The 22813-nt window shown below is 51.2% G+C and carries 13 protein-coding genes; all 13 read left to right on the forward strand.

Annotation, left to right across the window (positions count from 1 at the left end; all coding sequences use genetic code 11):
- Positions 1-97 precede the first annotated feature (97 nt).
- The 13 genes from ACYVBJ_RS13480 (at position 98) to ACYVBJ_RS13540 (ending at position 22803) form a co-directional block, all read left to right on the forward strand.
- Entirely contained in the window at positions 98-1129 is a 1032-nt protein-coding gene (locus ACYVBJ_RS13480; RefSeq protein ID WP_460982824.1) for an aldose epimerase family protein, read from the forward strand.
- Positions 1130-2072: 943 nt separating this feature from the next.
- Entirely contained in the window at positions 2073-2672 is a 600-nt protein-coding gene (locus ACYVBJ_RS13485; RefSeq protein ID WP_460982825.1) for an RNA polymerase sigma factor, read from the forward strand.
- Positions 2673-2731: 59 nt separating this feature from the next.
- The gene (locus ACYVBJ_RS13490) at positions 2732-3799 is read left to right on the forward strand and encodes a FecR family protein (protein ID WP_460982826.1); all 1068 of its coding nucleotides are present in this window, start codon (positions 2732-2734) and stop codon (positions 3797-3799) included.
- A gap of 241 nt (positions 3800-4040) precedes the next feature.
- A complete protein-coding gene (locus ACYVBJ_RS13495; RefSeq protein ID WP_460982827.1) occupies positions 4041-7505 on the forward strand; it encodes a TonB-dependent receptor in 3465 nt (1154 codons plus the stop codon).
- A 14-nt stretch (positions 7506-7519) separates the two neighbouring features.
- A complete protein-coding gene (locus ACYVBJ_RS13500; protein ID WP_460982828.1) occupies positions 7520-9334 on the forward strand; it encodes a RagB/SusD family nutrient uptake outer membrane protein in 1815 nt (604 codons plus the stop codon).
- Positions 9335-9440: 106 nt separating this feature from the next.
- Entirely contained in the window at positions 9441-11906 is a 2466-nt protein-coding gene (locus ACYVBJ_RS13505; protein WP_460982829.1) for a glycoside hydrolase family 95 protein, read from the forward strand.
- Between the two features lie 32 nt (positions 11907-11938).
- Positions 11939-13612 (forward strand): glycoside hydrolase family 43 protein, encoded by a 1674-nt coding sequence (locus tag ACYVBJ_RS13510; protein WP_460982830.1) that lies wholly within the window; start codon positions 11939-11941, stop codon positions 13610-13612.
- A gap of 11 nt (positions 13613-13623) precedes the next feature.
- A complete protein-coding gene (locus ACYVBJ_RS13515) occupies positions 13624-15909 on the forward strand; it encodes a glycoside hydrolase family 127 protein (protein ID WP_460982831.1) in 2286 nt (761 codons plus the stop codon).
- Positions 15910-16063: 154 nt separating this feature from the next.
- Positions 16064-16618: a VOC family protein gene (locus ACYVBJ_RS13520; protein WP_460982832.1), complete on the forward strand. Its 555-nt coding sequence runs from the start codon at positions 16064-16066 to the stop codon at positions 16616-16618.
- Between the two features lie 29 nt (positions 16619-16647).
- Positions 16648-18225 carry a glycoside hydrolase family 43 protein gene (locus ACYVBJ_RS13525; protein ID WP_460982833.1) on the forward strand — a complete coding sequence of 526 codons (1578 nt, stop codon included), beginning with the start codon at positions 16648-16650 and terminating at the stop codon, positions 18223-18225.
- Between the two features lie 29 nt (positions 18226-18254).
- Positions 18255-20792, forward strand: coding sequence for a glycoside hydrolase family 9 protein (locus ACYVBJ_RS13530; protein ID WP_460982834.1), 2538 nt, complete (start codon positions 18255-18257; stop codon positions 20790-20792).
- 69 nt (positions 20793-20861) lie between these two features.
- Positions 20862-21719, forward strand: coding sequence for a sialate O-acetylesterase (locus tag ACYVBJ_RS13535; protein ID WP_460982835.1), 858 nt, complete (start codon positions 20862-20864; stop codon positions 21717-21719).
- Between the two features lie 133 nt (positions 21720-21852).
- On the forward strand, positions 21853-22803 hold the full coding sequence (locus ACYVBJ_RS13540) for an alpha/beta hydrolase (protein ID WP_460982836.1): 951 nt from the start codon (positions 21853-21855) through the stop codon (positions 22801-22803).
- Positions 22804-22813 lie beyond the last annotated feature (10 nt).

Raw genomic sequence — 22813 nt, forward strand, 5'->3', positions numbered from 1 at the left:
CGGTAAAGCATATTGAGTTCAGGCTGTTTGATAAACCGAATAAACAATAACCGGCCCCGCGAATTTACTATATTGCATACTGACTTGTTGATTGCTAATGCCATTTCAGATCACCACCCAACCCTTCGGTCCGTTAGCAACCGAAGCAACTCCGCTTACCGAGTACGTGCTTGAGCATACAGAATCAGGCGAATTTATCAGTGTTATCCCTGAACATGGAGCAATCCTCCGCCGACTCGTATTACGTAAAGGCAACGAGTTAATGTCGCTGATTCAGGCACCCGAGTCACCCCAGGCCCTGCTGGCCAACGAAAGTTACGCCAGCGCGTTTCTGTATCCCTTCGCCAGCCGTGTTCGTCATGGCGTGTACCATTTTGAAGGTGAAGATTATACGCTGCCGATCAACGAAACCAGGCGTTATAATGCCATCCATGGGCTCGTACATGACCAGACATTTTCCGTCGTGAGCCAGGACGTAACGCCTACCCATGCGCAACTCGTTTTGCGGTATGATTATGCAGGCAATCTTGCGGGCTATCCGTTCCCGTTCTCCCTTACGATTACGTACGAACTGATTCAGGCCGATTTATTAAACTACGGCAGCAACCCCCAAGCCGACAGGATGTGCGCATTACGTATCAGCTACGCGGCCCGAAACGCCGGAACAAAGCGTTGCCCGGCCGCCTTCGGCTGGCACCCTTATTTTACTTTTTCCGGAGAAAATCTCAGCGAAACGACGCTTTCGCTGCCTGCCCGCTCCCGGATTGACCTCGATGACGATATGATGCCCGGCGATCGGCAACCGCTGGAAAACGCCGAAACGTTTAGTCTGCGCGACGTGAAGTTCGATACGCCTTTTGCCATCGAACCAACCGGCGTACCAGCCAGCGGCTCACCATTTGCCGAAACAATGCTAACCGCGACAAAAACCGGTATTCGGCTGATTGTTGGTCAGGAGGTGGGCGAAGGGAAGTTGAATTACCTGGTCTGCTTTACGCCCCCTCGCCACGACAGCCTGGCTATTGAACCCTGCACGGCAAATGTGAACGCGTTTAACAACGGAGAGGGACTAGTTGTGCTGAACCCGGGCGAAACGATGTCAGGCACCATGTGGATACGGCTCGAATAAGCTGGGGCTAATGCTTACAACAGCGCACCGGGCGCATTCGCGCTCTCCATTGCTACGTTAGTCCCTTTTTGCTAAAAATAGAAAGCGCAAAGCCGCCATGCTCACCAACAAATCAAATTCTGATCTGATTAAACTACACGTAGTACCAATCCAAACCAGCATATACAGAAGATAGCACGGTAGTCAGGAATTAGGTTTCTGCTCTTCAAGCGATTGGCGATATTGAACGCAACCGCGCATAAATTCGGGCCATGGAGGTACAGCTATGTTAGGGTCAGTCCTTTCGGGCAACAGTGACCATAGCTTAGGATGATGCCAGCATAAATCATGCCCTGTACTATCCCGGTGTTCACGAATACCGGCTCTCAATCGTTTGATTTCGTCGATGAGCTGCTCTCTACTAAAAGTCTGAAGGTCTGTGTCAACGTCCATGATTGGATTAAGTATGGTATCGATGCCAGTGCGACAGTGTATCAGTCGCTAATTGAAAGCTCTCGCTGATTTAATCAAAGCGCTCCCCTATCTTCAGAGACCAGAAAATCACTCTTGCCGTTCCACCAGAAAGAATTCGCAATTGGTTCTTGTCGATGGAAGTGATTTCTAGCGTTGCCTGTGAGTTTTAAAGACTTATAAACGAAAAATAAACTCATAGAACTGCATTCTTTTATATTCTAAAGGACAAACCGTTAAAATATAATTGACATTTATCGAATACCTTCTAGATTTTATAATTATATCCTTGTAAAATTGTATTTCCAATGCATTCACTGTCTGCATAAGATGTACAAAATGCTGCCAGTAGACATGCCAAATTTATTTAGGCTTGTCCTGACGAAAACAGCTGATTGTCAAATTAATAACATGTATTTTTTTGAGTTGCTAAATTGTGTCAGATAGACATCATTAAATTGATAGTAATAGATTGTAACTATTTAGTCAAAGTTTGAAAACAGCACCTATTCCCCTAGATCACGTCCTTTGGCAAGCGTATCGCGCAGGCGATAGACAGGCCTTAGGATTGCTCGTTGAACGCTATTATGGCGTGCTGAAGCATTATGGACTGAAATTCATGGTTGGGGAAACTGTCGTTGAGGACTGTATACAGGAACTATTTTTACAGCTCTGGCAGAACCGCCTACAGATCAATGAAACCGATTCGGTCAGACATTATCTTCTGAAATCAATCCGCCATCATATTCTTCAGCATCTACGAGAACAAAAACGCCTGAGCTATGAAGAACTGGACTGGGATACGTCAGTGGCGGAAGATATTGACTCCGAAACCTTACTGATTCGTCAGGAATCATTACGTAGTATGACGAAAATGATACAGGATCAGTTAACTGCTTTACCCGTTCGTGAGCGAGAAGCCCTATACCTGCGCTATTACGAAAACCTACCTATACCGGAGATTGCCGACGTCATGAACGTCAATCGCCAATCGGTTTCTAACTTTCTACAGAAGGCACTTAACAAGCTGCGCAGACGGTGGCAGGTCTCGGCCTTACTGGCGCTTTGTATTTTTTCAAAAATAATTTTCTGATGTAGGGTATAAGTAGGCGGCAACTTCATACTATCAATAAAAATCAGAGAAAAGTACCAATGAATCTGCCGCCTGAGCCTTTCTCAACTGTCCACGACTTCCTGGAAGACGCCACATTTCAGAGGTGGGTTCGGGAAAGACGTCCGGACGATGCGGTATTCTGGCAACACTGGTTAGACCAGCATCCCGAAAAGCGGGACCTGTACGAGCAGGCTGTCGCTACTTTACTGGTGCTTCAGGGGAAGCGGGTTGATGTATCAAACCAACAGCTTAAGGAGAAGAGAAAAGAAATTCTAAATCAGCTTAATTTACCGTTCACGGTCGTAAAACCAATATGGCTGTGGGGACGTTGGGCAGCCGCAGCCGCCGTAGTCAGCATCATTGTGTTATGGCAGGCTGGCAAATTCGATTTCAGCCCTTTAACTGACCGAACGAAACCAAACAAATCACCGCAAAACGAGGTGGTTTGGAAACTGGTAAAGAACGTAACGGAGCAGCCACTGGTGGTGCTCCTGCCGGATAACTCCTCGGTACTGCTATCGGCTGGCAGCCAGTTACGGTATCTCAAACAAAGTCCGAATAGGCTTCGGGAGGTGTATTTACGGGGAGAAGGTTTTTTTGAAGTGGCCAAAAATCCAGCCAAACCGTTCGTCGTTTACACAACCAATTTGACTACAAAAGTGCTGGGAACCAGTTTTCAGGTACGTGCTTTTGACCGGGAACCAGCCAGTTACGTGAAGGTAAAGGCGGGCAAAGTTTCGGTAACTCCAGTCGATTCACCGGGCCGGTTGATTCTGCTGACAAAAAACGAACAGCTAAGTCTTGAAACCAGCACCGACAAGGTTGTTAAAGGCCGTATCCACCCGTCGAAAGAAAACCCGACGGCTCCTGTTAATCAATCGTTTCAGTTCGAGTTTTCGCCCGTACCTGATGTATTGGCTCAACTGGAATCGAGTTATCACATGCCGATTCAGTTTGATCGGCAGTTGCTCAAAAACTGCACGTTTACCGGGCAGCTCAATGATGTTCCGTTTCTGGAAAAAATACGGCTTATCTGCATAACCATTGAATCGACGTTCGATGTTGTTGACAACCACGTGGTTATTCACAGTCACGGGTGTAGCTAATTGTTCATGTGCCCTTAATTAATCTGGTGCCTATGGTGTAAAACGATCTATCTTCTTTTCCCCAGAAAAGCGATAGTACGACCAACACGATCGCTTATATGCCTTATAAATGTGTCAAATACACACATTACCTTTCTATTCTGAGAAAGGCCAAGTTTTTTGTCATTTTTTCCTAAAATCAACAAAACCGCATACCTATATGCATTACCGTTTTATCAATTGCAACGGCTGGATCAGGATTATGAGAATGTCATGCCTGCCGCTCCTGCTTGCCTTTACTCTAGCTCATGTAGGCTTTGCACTCGACAGCAAGGCGCAGGAACTACTGAGCCGACGAATCAGTATTTCCGTTCAGAATGAGGATGTTGAGGTTACGATCAAACGCATCGAAAAACAGGCTAACATACAGTTTTTATTCAGCCGGGAAATCATTCAATCCAAACGAAAAATTAATTACCAGGCCAAAAACGAACAGCTTTCGCGGGTACTGGCTCACATTCTGTCGCCACTCAATCTGAGCTATGAAGTTGTTGGTGAACAGATTATCTTAAAACGAGACGCGGCTCCCCTGACGCTACCTCAGTCGAATGCTACCAGCGAAATTAACACGGAATCTGCCGTCGATAGACAATTGACTGGCCGGGTTACGGGCGAAAACGGCGAGGGATTACCGGGTGTAAACATTCAGATAAAGAACACAACGCGGGGGACTACAACGGATGTAAACGGAACGTATAAACTCACCATTCCGGAAGATACCCGCACTGTACTTGTTTTCTCCTATATTGGCTATGCGACGCAGGAAGTAACGGTAGGCGCTCAGTCGGCCGTAAACATCACGCTGGTTGCCGACGACAAAACGCTCAACGAAGTGGTGGTCGTTGGGTACGGTGTGCAGCGTAAACGGGATGTTACGGGCTCGGTTGTCTCCGTCAATGAAACTACGCTGAAAGAAGTACCGGCTCCTAACCTGGTCAATCAGTTGAAAGGCCGGGCGGCAGGGGTCACCGTTATTAGTAACGGGTCTACACCTGGTTCTCAGGGGCAAATCCGGATCCGGGGTAACCGGACCCTGACGACTAGTTCAGGTTCGGCAGACGGGCTGGACGGGCCGTTGGTGGTTGTTGATGGAATACCTTATGGTGGTCTTAATGACATCAATCCGGATGATATTGCTAATCTCGAGATCCTGAAAGATGCGTCTGCCACGGCCATCTATGGTTCGCGGGGCTCAGGTGGCGTTATTCTGATTACCACCAAACGCGGTAAGATCGGTAAGCCTGTATTTAGCTATGACGGCTATCATGGGGTGACCAATATCATGGGGAAATTCAACGTAATGAATGGGCCCGAGTATGCCCAGTTCAAAGAGGATGCCACTAAGTACAATCGCACCAGTCCCGGCACTACGTCCTACCCGCTTACCCAGAAAGAAAAAGACGCCTTAGCGGCTGGCATCTCTACCGACTGGCAGGATTTACTGTACAGGCAGGGTTTCAATACCAACCACCAGTTGAGCATGGCGGGTGGAGTTGAAAATACGCAATACTCACTGGGGCTGGGTTACTTTAATGAAACCGGTATTGTTCCGAGTCAAAAGTTTGAACGATACAACATCCGGGCGACGATCGACCAGCGAATCGGGAAACGCATCAAAATCGGCCTGAATACGCTGAATACGCTTACTTACGAAAACACACCGGGTGGTGGCGGTATTCCGGGCGGTTTAGTACGATTAACGCCATTGGCAGCGCCGTACAATGCAGACGGAACGGTGAACCTGTTCCCTGCGGAAGGATCGATTGATGCCGCTTCGGTTAGCCCCCTGACGATCCTTACCAAGAAAGATTCGTACCTGGGCCGTACCCGGTCGATACGTACCTTTAACAGCTTATACGCAGAGGTAAACATTCTACCCGGCCTACGCTATCGGATGAATGCGGGTTTGAACTTCAGCCAGTCGAATTACAATGGATACGGCGGACCACTGACTTATTTCAACAACGCCACGGTCCAGTCGTCATCCTCTGCCGAGATCAGAAACACTGAGTACTGGGACATCAACCTTCAGCACCTGCTGTATTACGATAAGACCATTGGAAAGCATAGATTTGGTGTTACCGGGCTGTACGAAATCACCAAAAACCATTCACTGGGCAGCCGCTTTACGATAACCGGTGTACCGGCCGACTACATCAAAACGTCGAATTTCTCGCTGGCTTCCGGAACCCCCGTCGCCAATTCAGATTTTGGCAACTCATTCTCTGAACTTGGTCTGCTTTCGTACATGGGCCGGGTGAATTATAGCTACAATGATCGCTACCTGTTGACCCTGACGCTGAGACGCGATGGATCCTCTACCCTATCGCCGGGCAACCAGTATTTTAATTACCCAGCTATTGGCGCTGGCTGGAACGTAATCGAAGAGAACTTTATGAAAGGGGTTCCTTTCATATCGAATTTGAAACTACGGGGTAGCTGGGGTATTTCGGGTAACAGAAACGTTGGGGCTTACGCAACACTGGGCGCACTATCGGCTGGCTACTACAATTTCGGAACGGGTACGGCCGGACAGCAGCTTGCTTACACCGTTACCAGTCTACCAGCCACCGGTCTGGGTTGGCAGTCAACAGCTCAGGTAGACCTTGGAATTGATTTCGGCTTCCTGAACAACCGAATCACGGGTACTGTCGATTGGTATCACCAGCAAACAAAAGACATCCTGTTGTCTGTACCGCTGCCACCGAGCAACGGAGCCGGTTCGACCCTGAAAAACCTGGGACGAACAGAAGGAAAAGGGCTGGAGACCGCGCTGACGTTTGACATCTTCAGAAACCCCAAAGGATTTAACTGGAGCGCCGATGTTACGTATTTCTTTAACCGGGAGAAGATTACCCAGCTCACTACGCCAACTGAGCTTGCCAACCTGGGAGCGGGCTGGTTTGTTGGACAGCCTCTGTCAGTAATCTATGACTATAAAAAAATTGGCCTCTGGCAGACTTCAGACAAAGAAAACGGTACGTTAGCTAGACAAACGTCACCGGTTCAGTTCCCCGGCCAAATTCGGGTGGAGGATGTAAATGGCGATGGGAAGATTGATCCCGCTGACCGTCAGATCCTCGGCAATTTCCAACCCGCCTGGGAAGGTGGCCTTACCAACCGCTTCAGCTTCAAAAACTTTGATCTGTCGATTGTGACTTTTGCCCGTATGGGCATGAAGGTGATTGTACCTTACTTAACGGGTAACTCTACCGGTTCGGGCGGTTTTGCGTTCTATAACCAGGGCCGGGTAAACCAAATAAAAACGGATTACTGGACAGAAGCAAACCCGACCAACAACTTCCCGGCACCCGATGCTGGCAGCGCGGTAGCCTGGTTTGGCTCAACGTTAGGCTATTACGACGGGTCGTTCATTAAAGTTAGAAGTATAAACCTGGGGTATACCTTCTCTTCAGAACTAATCCGGAAAATTGGGATGAGTTCAGCACGGGTTTATTTCAACGCAACCAATCCACTTATTCTTTACTCCCCATTGGTTAGCCAGAACCTTGCTGTTGATCCGGAAGGAAATAGCTATGCAAGTGGTCAGTCAACTCTGAATCCACAGAACGCCAGCGAACGTGGTACACCAGAGCGCCAGATCGCCGTAAACCTGAACAACCCACCAGTACGGCAATTCACCCTCGGGGTAAACTTTAAATTCTAATCTTGAAAGCTACTATGAAAGCAATAAAAGTTGGTGCCGTGCTTGGCCTGACGGCTATACTTAGCACGGGTTGCGAAAAAATATTACAGGAGAATCCCCAGTCCCAGATTGTTCCTTCTTATTTCAATAGTCCATCTGGCGTATTAGGTGGAATTGCCGGTGTTTATAACGACATCCGGGGCCAGTGGGGAACCGAAGGCTTTACTGTGGAGATGCAGGCGGGTACCGACGAGTTTTTACAGGGAGCCAGTAGCGGAGGAGTTCCACCTTATACTTATAATGGGTTGAACGGAAGTAACTTCGGAGCGGCCTGGGGCACAGCGTTTCAGGATATTAATACAATAAACGGGGTACTTAAATACGGCCAGACGATTGATCTGCCGGAAACTACCCGGAAACAGTATCTGGCTCAGGCCAAGTTTTTGCGCGGGTTCTGGTATTTTTATCTGGTGCAGACCTGGGGTGACGTACCGCTCAGTACTGAATTTATAACGACCCCTTCTCAGGCCGCTTCCCGTCAGCCCGCTGCTCAAGTATATGAACTGATTATTAAAGACCTGACTGAAGCAGCCGCTGATTTACCAAACCAGCCGACCGCTCCTTTCCTGGGTAAAGCAGCCACCAAACCCGTGGCCCAATTGCTGCTGGCAAAGGCATATCTGACCCGTGGCTGGCTTAACAACACGGCCGCTGATTTTACGCAGGCAGCTACCATTTGTAGCGAAATCATAGCGAATAAAGCAACGTATGGGCTCGATTTATGGCAGGATTATGGTGATGCGTTTGTACCGGCTAACGATTACGGCAAAGAAACCATGTTTGTCAGTGATCATGTACTCGATCCAAAGTATGGTTACTACCAAGTTGGAGCGGCAGCAGGTGGAGGATTCGCGCAAAATCTAAGCCCTTGGTTCACGAACTGGAATTACCCAAACAATAGCGGTATCAACTCCTACAAGAGTGCTGCAGGGGCTTACGTCAACAGCGGCACCTCGCTGATGCTCCGGGATTCGCAGTATGGACGCCCTTATGTTCGGATGCGTCCAAACAGCTACAAGTGGCCTTCAGGTGGTAATGCTGGTAAGAACTATTTTCTGGATCAGGCCTTCACGAACCGGAACGCCGATTCGCGGTTTCAGAACTCATTCTATACGGTTTACATCGCCAACACTGCTGTGACGAATACACCTACAGCGGCTAACAACAAACGGGGTATCGGCTATACCACAGTGGTAGGGGCAGATACCGCTGTTTGGTTGCCCGATTTTGAAGTAGAAGGCGCTCCTCAATTTGTCGGAACACGGCCCTTCAAGGGACTAGTGGTACCACCCAGCTTGTGGGATAACGGGATCTTCCCGGCCCTTAAGAAATTTATGGATCCCAGTCGGGGGGCTAACTTCAATGATCCCTCTACCCGTCCTGTTGTGCTGTACCGTTTCTCGGACGTTTATCTGACGGGGGCCGAAGCGTATCTGAAAGCAGGCGACGCCACGAAGGCGGCCGAATTACTTAACGTAGTAAGACGTCGGGCTTCGTTCCGTAAAACGAACACAGCCGCTCAGAATGCAACTGCAGCAACCGCCATGACCATTACGGCTGCCGACGTAACGGTCGATTTTATTCTGGATGAACGTAGCCGCGAGTTTTTCGGAGAATGGCAACGCTGGCATGATCTGGTGCGGACGCGTTCGTTGGTGCGTCGCGTGAAGGCATGGAACCCGGAAGCAGCTCCCTACGTACAGGATTATCATATGCTGCGACCTATTCCACAAACGCAGATTGACAGAGTAGTTGAGGGGCCTAAGTTCCCACAGAACCCTGGTTACTGAGAACTTGCGTTTAATTAACGTAGTGATAGACGTAAGAGGGTTAGAAATTGCCCCTCTTACGTCTTCCTTTAAAAGGCATGCTTTTTTATAATGTGCAAGTACTTCTATGAGACTATTCGTCTGTCTTTCCCTTCTTTCAGTATCTACCATCGGGTTTTGTCAAAACAAGTCCGCCCTGAAGCTGTGGTACGCCAAGCCCGCTGCCCAGGTTTGGGAGAATGCCCTGCCCATTGGCAACGGTCGGCTGGGAGCTATGGTCTATGGTAACGTAGCGCGGGAAACGATTCAATTAAACGAACACACCGTCTGGAGTGGTAGCCCTAACCGGAACGACAATCCGGCTGCGCTGGCGGCTTTGCCGGAGATCCGCAAATTAATCTTTGACGGGAAGCAGAAAGAAGCCGAGCAACTGGCCAACAAAGCAATCATTACCAAGAAGGCACACGGACAGATGTTTCAGCCCGTGGGTAATCTGCACCTGACTTTCGAGGGGCACGACCAGTTCACCAACTATTACCGGGAGCTGGACATCGAACGGGCCGTTGCCAGAACGACATACACGGTTGATGGGGTTACCTACACCCGCGAAATTTTCGCATCATTTCCCGATCAGGTACTGGTGATGCACCTTACGGCCAGTCAACCGGGACGGCTTGCCTTCTCGGCTTCCTACTCAACCCAGCACAACACCGCAGATAAAAAAACAACACCCGCCAACGAACTCACCCTTACCGGCACTACGTCGGACCACGAGGGCGTGAAAGGCATGGTGCGCTTCAAGAGCATTACCCGCATCAGGACGGAAGGCGGCAGCTTGGCGGCCAATGACACCGCGCTCACCGTAAAAGGCGCTACGGCCGCAACGGTATACATCTCGATTGCCTCCAACTTCAAAAATCACAAGGACGTTAGCGGAGACGAAAACGCCCGGGCGGCATCGTATCTGAACAACGCCTACTCAAAATCGTACGCGGCCATGCTGGCTCCGCATGTCGGTGCGTATCAGAACTATTTCAACCGGGTACGGCTGGATCTCGGCTCAACATCCGCCGAAGCCACAAAGCTACCCACCGACGAGCGGCTGAAAAACTTCCGAACCGCCAACGACCCGCAGTTTGCGGCACTCTACTACCAGTACGGGCGCTACCTGCTGATTTCGTCCTCGCAGCCAACGGGGCAGCCCGCTAACCTACAGGGAATCTGGAATAACCGGATGCGACCGCCCTGGGATAGCAAGTACACCATCAACATCAACGCCCAGATGAATTACTGGCCCGCTGAAAAAACGAATCTGGCTGAGCTGCACGAGCCGTTCCTGCGGATGGTGAAAGAACTGTCGGAAGCGGGACAGGAAACAGCCCACGTCATGTACGGAGCCCGGGGCTGGATGGCCCACCACAATACCGATATCTGGCGAACTACCGGCGCGATCGACGGGGCTACCTGGGGTATGTGGATAGCCGGTGGCGGCTGGACAGCCCAGCACCTCTGGGACCATTACCTCTACAACGGCGACAAGGCGTATCTGGCATCGGTTTACCCCATTCTTAAAGGGGCGGCTCTGTTCTATGTGGACTATCTGGTCGAACACCCTAAGTACCACTGGCTGGTAGTCAATCCAGGCACCTCGCCCGAAAACGCCCCCGCAGCTCACGGTGGTTCATCGCTGGATGCGGGTACAACGATGGACAATCAGATTGCTTTCGATGTATTCAGCACGACAATAAGGGCCGCCGAGATTTTGAAAACCGATGCCGCTTTTGTCGATACGCTGAAACAAAAGCGCAGTAAGCTCCCGCCTATGCACGTTGGTCAGCACGGTCAGTTGCAGGAGTGGTTAGAGGACATCGACGACCCTAATGACAAACACCGGCATATTTCGCACCTGTACGGCCTGTTTCCGTCAAACCAGATTTCCCCGTACCGAACTCCTGAACTCTACAGCGCGGCCAAGACATCGCTCATCCACCGGGGCGACGTATCGACCGGCTGGAGCATGGGCTGGAAAGTGAACTGGTGGGCGCGTTTGCAGGATGGTAATCATGCTTACACCTTAATTCAAAATCAGCTTACCCCGTTGGGTGTCAATAAAGAAGGGGGCGGCACATACAACAATCTGTTCGACGCGCACCCGCCGTTCCAGATTGACGGCAATTTCGGCTGTACGTCGGGCATGACAGAAATGCTGCTGCAAAGCGCCGATGGGGCCATGCATATCCTGCCTGCATTGCCCGACGTTTGGCCCACCGGCAGCGTTACGGGCCTGCGGGCACTGGGCGGTTTCGAGGTAGTGGATATGCAGTGGAAAGACGGCAAACTGACCAAGCTAACGGTCAGGTCTAATCTGGGCGGCAACCTGCGGCTGCGCGTACCGAATGCGGTGAAAAATAGCCGTGGTAAGGGGCTGGCGAACGCGTCGGGTCAAAACCCGAACCCATTTTATTACACCGAAGCCACCCCTACCCCCGTTGTGTCGCCCCAGGCTGGTAAGCCAGCACTAGCCCTGAAAGAAACCATGCTGTACGATCTGCCTACGCAGGCGGGCAGGGTGTACACGCTGGTCGCTCAATAATCAATTTGCTGATTTTATCAATCTGAATAACCATGAAGAAGTGCTTGTTCCTTAATGCGTTTGCCGTGTTTTGCTGCCTGATAAGCTACGTCAGTGTATCGCAAACCACGCTGGTCAACCCCATCCTGACCGGATTTTACCCCGACCCGAGTATTGTCCGGGTAGGGGCTGATTATTATTCAGTACATTCTACGTTTTCCTATTTCCCGGGTTTGCCGATCATGCACAGCCGTGACCTGAAAAACTGGAAACAAATCGGCAATGTAATCAACCGGCCTTCGCAGATGGATTTCATGGGCGAGCGCATGACGCGCGGGTTATTCGCTCCAGCTATCACTTATTACAAAGGGACATACTACGTAACATGTACGGATATTGACCATGATGGAAATTTTGTTGTAACGTCCAAAAATCCGGCGGGACCCTACAGTAATCCGGTGAAAATTCCGCAGGTGCGCGGGATTGACCCGTCGATTTATTTTGACGAGGAGACCGATAAAGCCTACATCATTTACAATAGCGACGCTCCCGACCGCAAACCGCTATATCCGGGCCACCGCACCATCCGAATGTATGAGTTCGACTACAAGAATCTGAAAGTAGTAGGCGAAGAAAAGCAACTGGTGAATGGGGGCGTAGACCTCTCAAAAAAGCCGGTTTGGATTGAAGGACCGCACATTCTGAAGCGTAACGGTTGGTACATCCTGTATGCGGCCGAAGGCGGAACCTCCGTAAACCACTCGCAGGTGGCACTGCGCAGCCGGGATGTTTGGGGACCTTATGTACCGTTTGAAGGCAACCCCGTGCTGACACAACGGGGCCTACCCGCCGACCGGAAAGATCCCATCACCTCGGCTGGACACGCTCAGTTTATCGAAGGTCCCGATGGGAAGTGGTATTCGATTTTCCTGGCGGTACGTCCCTACGAAGGCGATTATTATAATACAGGTCGCGAAATGTTCATTGCTCCACTGACGTGGGTAAACGATTGGCCGATGATCGAACACGGCGAAAAAGCCATTGAATACCAATACAAAACCAACATCAAAGAAGTTAAACAGAAAGGTGCTTTACCGCAAAATGGCAACTTCGCGTATACGATGACCTTCGACAAAGGGCTTGATCTGTCGATGCTTTTTTTGAGAACGGTGGATAGCAGTTCGTTTAAAACCTCAAAGGCCAATGGATTGACGCTTACACTTAAGCCGGAAACGATTTCTGAAATGGGAAATCCTTCGTTTGTGGGTAAGCGTCAGCAACACCTTTACAGTACTGCCGAAACCGAAGTGATGTTTTCGCCAAAAACAGATAATGAAAAAGCGGGGTTGGTGATTTTTCAGGACGAACGCCATTTTTACTTCGTGGCTAAGTCAAAAAATGGAGGTAAAGACGTCGTTCAGTTAGTCAAGAGCAAAGACAAAGCCCTGGAATTGGTGTCCGAAGTGCCTTTGCCTTCATCCGTTGCCAAAGTGAATTTCAAAATACAGTCGGAAGGAGCCTTGTACAGCTTCTACTACTCGACCGATGGAAAAAACTGGAACTTGTTGAAAGACCAGGTTGACGGTAAGTTTTTGAGCACCAAAGCGGCCAACAGCTTCATTGGCTGTGTGTATGGCCTGTATGCTACCTCATCTGGTGAAAAGTCCGAGAATTCAGCTTCATTCAAGTACCTGAAATACAAAGGCGACGATCCGATGTATAAGTAATTGATAAGCCCTTGAAAAATACCCTATCCCATATCACCCTCCTGTTTTTGCTCAGCCTGTCGGCAGGGGCGCAGATGCAGCCGTTTACCTTGCAGGACGTAAAGCTGTCGAGTGGGCCTTTTAAGCAGGCCCAGGATGTTGACCTGAAGTATATCCTGGCGCTCGACCCAGACAAACTGCTGGCTCCGTACTGGATTGATGCCGGACTGCCTCCCAAAGCGCCCCGCTATGGTAACTGGGAAAGCGTGGGGCTGGATGGCCATATTGGCGGGCATTACCTCTCGGCGCTGGCGATGATGTATGCGTCAACGGGTGAGCCTGAACTTAAAAAACGGCTGGATTATATGATTGCCGAACTAGCCCGTTGTCAGACCAAAAATGGCAACGGCTACGTCGGTGGTATTCCGCAGGGGAAGGTGTTCTGGGAGCGGATTCACAAAGGGGATATTGATGGCAGCAGCTTTGGGCTGAACAATACCTGGGTGCCGCTTTATAATATTCATAAGCTGTTTGCGGGTCTGCGGGATGCGTACGAATACGCCGGAAATCAGCAGGCCAAGCAGGTGTTAACTGGCCTGGGCGACTGGTTCGTTACGCTCATTAACCCTCTTTCCGACGAGCAGATTCAGCAGGTGCTACGTACTGAACACGGTGGTATCAATGAGACCTTCGCCGATCTGTACATCCTGACCAACGACAAAAAATACCTTGAAACGGCGCAGCGGCTTTCGCATCGTGCCTTGCTGATGCCCTTGCTGGAACAACAGGATAAACTAACCGGACTGCACGCCAACACGCAGATTCCGAAGGTAATTGGTTTTGAGAAGATTGCCACGTTGACGGGTAAAACCGATTGGTCGGAGGCCGCTACGTACTTCTGGCAGAACGTAACGCAGACCCGTAGTGTGGCTTTTGGCGGCAATAGCGTCCGCGAGCATTTCAACCCGACAACCGATTTTGGGCAGTTGCTGCGCTCAAACCAGGGCCCCGAAACCTGCAATTCGTTCAACATGCTCCGGCTGAGCAAAGCGCTGTTTCTGGATAAGAACGACGTAAGCTACCTCGACTTCTATGAGCGAACGCTGTACAACCACATCCTGTCGAGCCAGCACCCCGAAAAAGGCGGGTTCGTGTATTTCACGCCCATTCGCCCTAACCATTACCGGGTGTATTCGCAGCCCGAAACCAGCATGTGGTGCTGCGTAGGGTCGGGGCTGGAAAATCACACCAAATACGGCGAACTGATTTATAGTCATTCGGCTAATGAGCTGTTTGTTAACCTCTTCATCCCGTCAACGTTAGCCTGGAAAGAAAAAGGAATCCGGCTTAACCAGCGCACTAGTTTCCCATACGAAAACCAGACGGAACTGATTATTGAGCAGACAAAACCACAGACGTTTTCGCTACAAATTCGCTACCCGAAATGGGCCGAAAACCTGGAAGTACTGGTCAATGGGAAAGCGCAGAGCGTTGCCGGTAAACCTTCGGGCTACATTGCCATTCCGCGAAAATGGAAGTCGGGCGACGTAGTAACGGTTCGTTTCAAACCGACCACCCGGCTGGAATCGTTACCGGATGGCTCTAATTGGGCGGCCTTTGTGCATGGCCCCATTGTGCTGGCCGCTAAAACGTCAACGGCCGACCTAACCGGCCTGTTCGCCGACGATAGCCGGATGGGGCATGAGACAAAAGGGAAGCTATACCCACTGACCAGTGCCTACGCGCTCGTGGGCGACCCGACAACGTATCTGAACCGGCTAAAACCCGTTTCTACCCTGCGATTCCAACTGGATACGTTGACACTGCAACCCTTCTATGAGGTTCACGATGCCCGCTACCAGATGTATTTCCCGACGTTTACGCAAGCCGCCTTCAACGAGCAGCAGGCTCGCCTGAAACAGCAGGAAGCCGAAACGCTGGCGTTGGAAGCCAGGACGGTCGACAAGGTGAATTGCGGGGAACAGCAACCCGAAGTTGATCACCGATACAAGGGCGAAAAAAGCGAATCGGGTTACGATGATGAGCGGTTCTGGCGACGCACGCGGGCCTATATCTCCTACCAGTTGCAGAACAAGAATGGGCTGGCGGGTAAATTCGTTGACATCACTGCTTTGGATGATGTAAAGCCCGAAAACGTGAGCTTTTCAATTAATGAAAAGCCTGCCGAAATTCTTTTAATACAAGGAAGAACGATCCGACTGAAAGCAGACAACAACGAAGTGATAACGTTGACCATCAGGGCTCTGAACGAAAGAAACACACCCCGTATCCATCAAATCAGATTAGTAACGCATTAACAAGCGTTCGTTTATCATGTAGCAGTTTTTTTATATTGCGTTTAAATGTGTCAAATTAACACCATTTACATTTCTCAACAGATTGCGATCGATACAAAGCATTATTTCCGGGCCTGAATCAAGGCCCTTTCCTAAACTCACTTTTTGAATAACCATGAGCTACTTCTCCATTCGCTTACTGAATACAAATCTGCTGGCGAAAATTTTTCTCTTGCTCCTCCCTACCCTTTTGTGCTGCAACGTCGCTTCCGCCCAATCTAACTTCAGCAGCAAAACGATTGGCATAGGCGTCGTGGTGACCGACCTCGAACGCTCGCTGGACTTTTATGTCAATGGTATTGGGATGGTGAAAACCGGAAACTTCACTATAAACGATGAATTCTCGAAACGCTCTGGTCTGGCGAACGGAGCCTCAGCGGCTGTAACCATTCTGAAACTGGAAAACAGTCCTGAAGCGACCGACTGGAAGCTGATGAGCTTCGGCAAGAAGGCATCGCACCCAAAGCCTAAATTCATTCAGGACGATACGGGCATGCAATACATCACTATCAACGTAAAAGCGCTGAAACCAATCGTAGAGCGGCTCAGACAGATGAAGGTGCCGTTCCTGGGCAGTACGCCAACGCCCCTGAATGATAAAGCGCACTTTGTGTTGGTGCAGGACCCCGACGGTACGTTCATTGAGTTAATTGGACCACTTGAACAATAGGACTTAACCACGTATAGATTCAGTATTCAATGAAAACCCTGCTTGTTCGTTTGGGGGCAATGCTCATCTGCCTGCTTATGGTTCTGTATTCAGCCAAAGCCCAAACCGCCCGGAATCCCATCATTTTCGCCGATGTGCCGGATATGGCCATGATCCGGGTAAAGGATACATATTACATGAGCAGTACGACCATGCACCTGAGTCCAGGGCTGCCAATTATGAAGTCGAAAGATTTGGTGAACTGGCAGTTGGTCGGTTACGCCTATGATACGCTGGCGAGTGTGGACGCACTAAACCTGACCAATGGCAAGAGTACCTACGGCCGGGGTTCATGGGCCAGCAGCCTTCGCTACCATAACGGCCTGTACTACGTAACGACCTTCGCCCAGACAACCGGCAAAACTTATATCTACACCACGAAGAATATTGAGAAAGGCCCCTGGAAAGAGCATTCGTTTAAACCGTCGTACCACGACCACAGCCTGTTTTTCGATGACGACGGCCGAACGTACCTGATTTACGGTGCGGGTAAGCTCAAACTGGTCGAACTCACCGCCGATGCGTCGGGTGTGAAACCCGGCACCACTGAGCAGGTTCTGATTGAAAACGCCAGTACCCCATCCGGTACGGGTGGGGGCCTGCCCGCCGAAGGGTCGCAGCTGTTTAAGGTAAAGGGCAAGTACTACCTCTTCAACATCACCTGGCCCAAAGGAGGTATGCGCACGGTAATCATCCACCGGTCCGACAAGCTCACCGGTCCTTGGGAAGGCCGGGTGGCGCTTCAGGATTTGGGCGTGGCGCAGGGTGGTCTGATTGATACGCCCGATGGCCGGTGGTTTGCCTACCTGTTCCGCGATTTTGGCGGGGTGGGCCGCATTCCGTATCTGGTGTCTGTAAAATGGGAAGATGGCTGGCCGGTGCTGGGCGATAACGGCAAAGTGCCCCAAACCCTCGATCTCCCGGCCAGCAACGGGCTGATTCCGGGCGTCGTGGCTTCCGACGAATTCACCCGCAAAAAAGGTGAGCCAGCCTTGCCGCTGGTGTGGCAATGGAATCACAATCCCGACAATAGCCTCTGGTCAGTAACCGAGCGCAAAGGCTTTCTGCGGCTGAAAACCGGCCGTATCGACACCTCGTTTGTAATGGCCCGCAACACGCTCACTCAGCGAACCATTGGCCCCGAAAGTACCGGCGCTACGCTGCTCGATGCCTCGAATTTGAAAGATGGCGATTTTGCCGGGTTGTGTCTGTTGCAAAAAAATTACGGGCTTATTGGCGTGAAGGTTGAAAACGGAAGCCGGTCGGTTGTCATGGTCAGCGCGGCCACCGGAAAGCCAGTGGAGGTGCAGCGAATTCCGTTGGGTCAGAAACCAGTGTATCTAAAAGCCGAGTGTAACTTCCGCGACCGCAAAGACATTGCCCGTTTTTTCTACAGTCTCGACGGTAAAGCCTGGCTTCCCATTGGCGAACCGCTGAAAATGCCCTACACCATTCCGCATTTTATGGGCTACCGGTTCGGGCTGTTCAACTACGCCACTCAGCAAGCGGGTGGATTTGCCGACTTCGATTACTTCCGGATCACCGATACGATTTCACAACCCAACTGAACCTCATTCCAGCCTTTACCCGAACTGATATGAAAACGAAATTCCTGAATGGATCAGCCTTTCTCTTGCTCTTTCTTGCCTCACTGCTACTTTCGGGCGCAGTGCAGGCGCAAAAGCTGAAGCTCAATGAGCTGGAGTATTATGAAACTCCCGGCCTGAATCTGCTGGTTTTCAGCGGTCAGTTCAACGGGATGTTCTTCGACGAAAAAACCGCTGGCATCGAACTCATTCACCACGGAGTCCGTACTTCGACGGGCGGAGCCGTGCGCTTGCAGAATACGCCCGAACAATGGGATCTGGTACCCAAAATGATGTCGCGAAAAGTTGATAAAGCGACCAACAGCATCGAGGTGGCGCTCCGTTACCAGGAACTTGATTTCGACTCGAGGGTGGTGGTCACCCCTAAAGGAAATGGGTTTGAAGTCAACGTATTTCTGGATAAACCCCTGCCCGAGAAACTGATTGGCCAGGCAGGGTTCAACCTCGAATTTGTGCCGTCGGCCTACTTCGAAAAGTCGTATCTGGCCGATGGAAGACCCGGTACGTTCCCGCTATACCCGGCCAGCGACACCCGAATCGAACCCCGCTCGAAGAAAATTCAGCAGTTCGGTATTCACAACACACTTGAGGAGCACGGCAAAGCAGAGTTCATCGTTCCTGCTGCGTTGACGTCGGGTAAAACACTGGTGCTGGCCCCCGAAGACCCCGAGCATTTAGTCAAGGTACAGTCTGAAACGGAACTGATGCTGTTCGACGGGCGGAACCTGGCCCAGAACGGCTGGTTCATTGTGCGGAGTCTGCTGCCAGCCCAGAAAACCGGCAAGGTGCTGACCTGGTACGTAGAGCCGAACGTAGTGCCGAACTGGAAGCGGACGCCGGTAGTCGGATTCTCTCAGGTAGGCTACCATCCCAGGCAGGAAAAGGTGGCGGTTATTGAACTGGACAAGCTCGATACGCCCCTGAAAACGGCCTCGCTGTTTCAGATCACTCCGGATGGCCGCACGGTCGAGAAACTGAAAGGAAACGTAATGCCGTGGGGAAAATTCCTGCGGTACAACTACGCCCGCTTCGATTTCAGCAACGTCCGGGAGCCGGGGGTGTATTTCATCCAGTACGGCAGCCAGAAAACCAATTCGTTCCTGATTGCGCCCGATGTGTACACGAAAATCTGGCACCCGACGCTGGACGTGTGGTTTCCGGTGCAGATGGACCACATGATGGTCAATGAAGCCTACCGGGTTTGGCATGGCGTCCCGTTCAAGGACGACGCGCTCCAGGCTCCGCTGAATCAGCAGCATTTCGACGGCTACAGTATGGGCGACAAAACTGACACCAAATACAAACCGCTGGAACGAATTCCGGGCCTGGGGGTAGGCGGCTGGTTCGACGCCGGTGATTTCGACATCCAGACCGGCTCGCACAACACCACGATTCTGAATTTTGTAGAGGCCTGGGAGATGTTCAAACTCACCCGCGATCAGACCTGGATCGATCAGCAGCAGCAGTACGTCGATATTCACCGGCCCGATGGTAAGCCCGACCTGTTGCAGCAGATTGAACATGGTACGTTAAACCTGGTGGCACAAATCAAAAACATCGGGCATCCGGTTCGGGGTATCATCGTGCCCAATCTGCACCAGTATCACCACCTGGGCGACGCGAACACCGAAACCGACAACCTGCCGTACAATCCCAACCTGAAACCGTACGAGTCGGACGGGAAATCGAGCGGCACGATGGACGACCGCTGGGCTTTCACCACCCGCTCCGCCTTTCTGGATTATAATACGGCCGCAGCGCTGGCAGCCGCCAGTCGGGCGCTCAAAGGGTTCAACGATACGTTGTCGAATCAGGCGCTTCAATACGCCCAAAAATTATGGGACGAAAATGACGGCAAGGCAAATGCCGATACGTCCCGGTTTGCTATGTTCCGCCGAAACACTGAGATGTCGGCGGCTCTGCAACTGTACATCACCACGAAAGACGAACGGTACGCCCAAAAATTCAGGGACGCTATCTGGCCCGCTCTCGACCGGTCGGTTGCGTTTGGCATGACGGCCGCCCTTCAGGCTTATCCCTACATGGACAAGCAGTACCAGACGAAGCTGAAGGACTATGTCATCAAGTTTAAGGCGTCGAGCGACGAAAATGCCAAACAGAATCCGTACGGCGTTCCAGCCGGTACACGCGGGGGCTGGGGCAGCAACCAACAGGTCATTAACTGGGCCATCACAAATTACCATGCCCACAAGTTTTTCCCAGACATCATCAGTGCCGAATATGTCTATAAAGGGCTGAACTACATTCTGGGCTGTCATCCCTACCACAACCTATCCTTTGTGTCGGCAGTGGGTACGCGCTCCAAAAAGATTACCTACGGCAGCAACCGGGCCGACTTCAGCTACATCGCCGGTGGGGTGGTGCCGGGCATTATGGTGCTGAAACCCGATTTCCCGGAGAACCGGGAGGACTGGCCTTTCCTGTGGGGGGAGAACGAAGTAATTATCGACATCTGCTCGTCCTACATTATGCTGGCCGGAGCGGCTAATGAGCTGATTAATAAATAATGTAGCCAGTCTATGCGCCAACAAGCTCCCCGGTTTTTCGGCGTAAAGACGTCTCTAACCAAGACACCCATGAAAACGAACAGCCTGCCTTTACTCCTTGCCATCCTACTGGGATTCTTCAGCGTCACAGCCCATGCCCAGGACAAGAACTTCTACATCTTCCTGTGTTTCGGACAATCCAACATGGAGGGGAACGCCAGAATTGAGCCGCAGGACACGATTAATGTAGATCCCCGTTTTCAAGTGATGGAAGCGGTTGATTGCCCGGCTATCAACCGAACCAAAGGGAATTGGTACACCGCCATTCCGCCCCTGTGCCGCTGCCGTACCGGCCTGACCCCCGCCGATTATTTTGGCCGGGATCTGGTGACGAACCTCCCCGAAAAGGTCAGAGTGGGCGTCATCAACGTAGCCATTGGCGGGTGTAAAATCGAGCTGTTCGACAAAGATCAATACGAGTCGTACGTCACAACGGTACCAGGCTGGATGAAATTCTTCATCCAGGAATACGACGGTAATCCCTACGGCCGGTTGGTGGAGATGGCGAAACTGGCGCAGAAAGACGGCGTCATCAAAGGCATTCTACTCCACCAGGGCGAATCGAATACGGGCGATACGCTCTGGACGAAGAAAGTCAAGGTTGTGTACGATAACCTGATGAGCGACCTGAATCTGAACCCCAGAAAAGTGCCGCTGCTGGCAGGCGAAACCGTGAACGCTGACCAGGAAGGCAAATGCGCGAGTATGAACAAGATCATCGCCACGCTACCCCAAACGATTAAAAACGCGCATGTAATCTCATCCGCAGGCTGCACCGACTCGGCGGATAACTTACACTTCAACGCGGCTGGTTATCGGGAGTTAGGCAAACGCTACGCCAGGCAAATGTTGTCATTGCTGGGGTATAAGCAGACGGCGACGAATTAACTTGAATGTTAGCTAACGCGAACAAGGGCTGATTGATCTTTTAACCCGAAGCATTTTGTCATCCCTCCTGCCGCACCGGCGGACCGGTCGGAATGACAAAGAAACCGCAAACACTAACTCCTATCTCCGACACATGAACCTCTTATATACGATACCAGAAGTGGAAAAGCTTCAAACCAGAGGTAAGCTAACTCTGATCATAACCGCGCTGACCGGCTGGCTATTGGTTTCGCCTTTCGTTTCAATAGCGCAGGAAATCATACCGCTGTATTCGGCTGCGGTGCCTAACTCAAAATCGTCGGACGTGCAGGAGTCGGGCGCGGAAACGGGTGTGCTGAAAAACGTAACCAAACCCACACTGGAGTACTTCAAACCCGCTGCCGACAAAGCGTCCGGGACGGCTGTCGTCATCATTCCCGGTGGCGGCTACGGGGTGGTGGTGTACCGGGGCGAAGGTGTCGGCACGGCCAAAGCACTGGCCGAAAAAGGAATCGCGGCTTTTGTGCTGAAGTACCGACTGCCCAGCGATGCCATCATGGCCGACAAGAAAATCGGGCCGCTGCAGGACGCGCAGCAGGCCCTTAAACTGGTTCGCGACAACGCCGACAAGTGGGGTATCGATAAAAACAAAGTAGGCATCATGGGCTTTTCGGCGGGTGGACATCTGGCATCTACGGCCGCTACGCATTTTGAGAAAGCGTATATCGACAATAGCAGCAGCACCAGCCTGCGCCCCGATTTTCAGGTTCTCATCTACCCGGTGATCAGTATGCAGGACAGCCTGGCGCACGGTGGTTCGCGGGATAACCTGATTGGCAAAAATCCGTCGCGGCCCGACATCGAGCTTTTTTCGAACGAGCTACAGGTACGCGCCAATACGCCCCCTACCTACCTCACCCACGCGGCCGACGATAAACTGGTCGATGTGGACAACAGCATCGTCTATTTTGAAAAACTGAGAAAGCAGAAAGTACCCGTCGAAATGCACATCTACCCGAAAGGCGATCACGGGTTCATTTTCCGTCACCCCGGCTGGATGGAGCCGCTGTTTGCCTGGATGAAACTCAACAACTGGCTCAAGTAGTAAGCCGCTT

It is taken from the genome of Spirosoma fluminis (genome assembly GCF_054778895.1).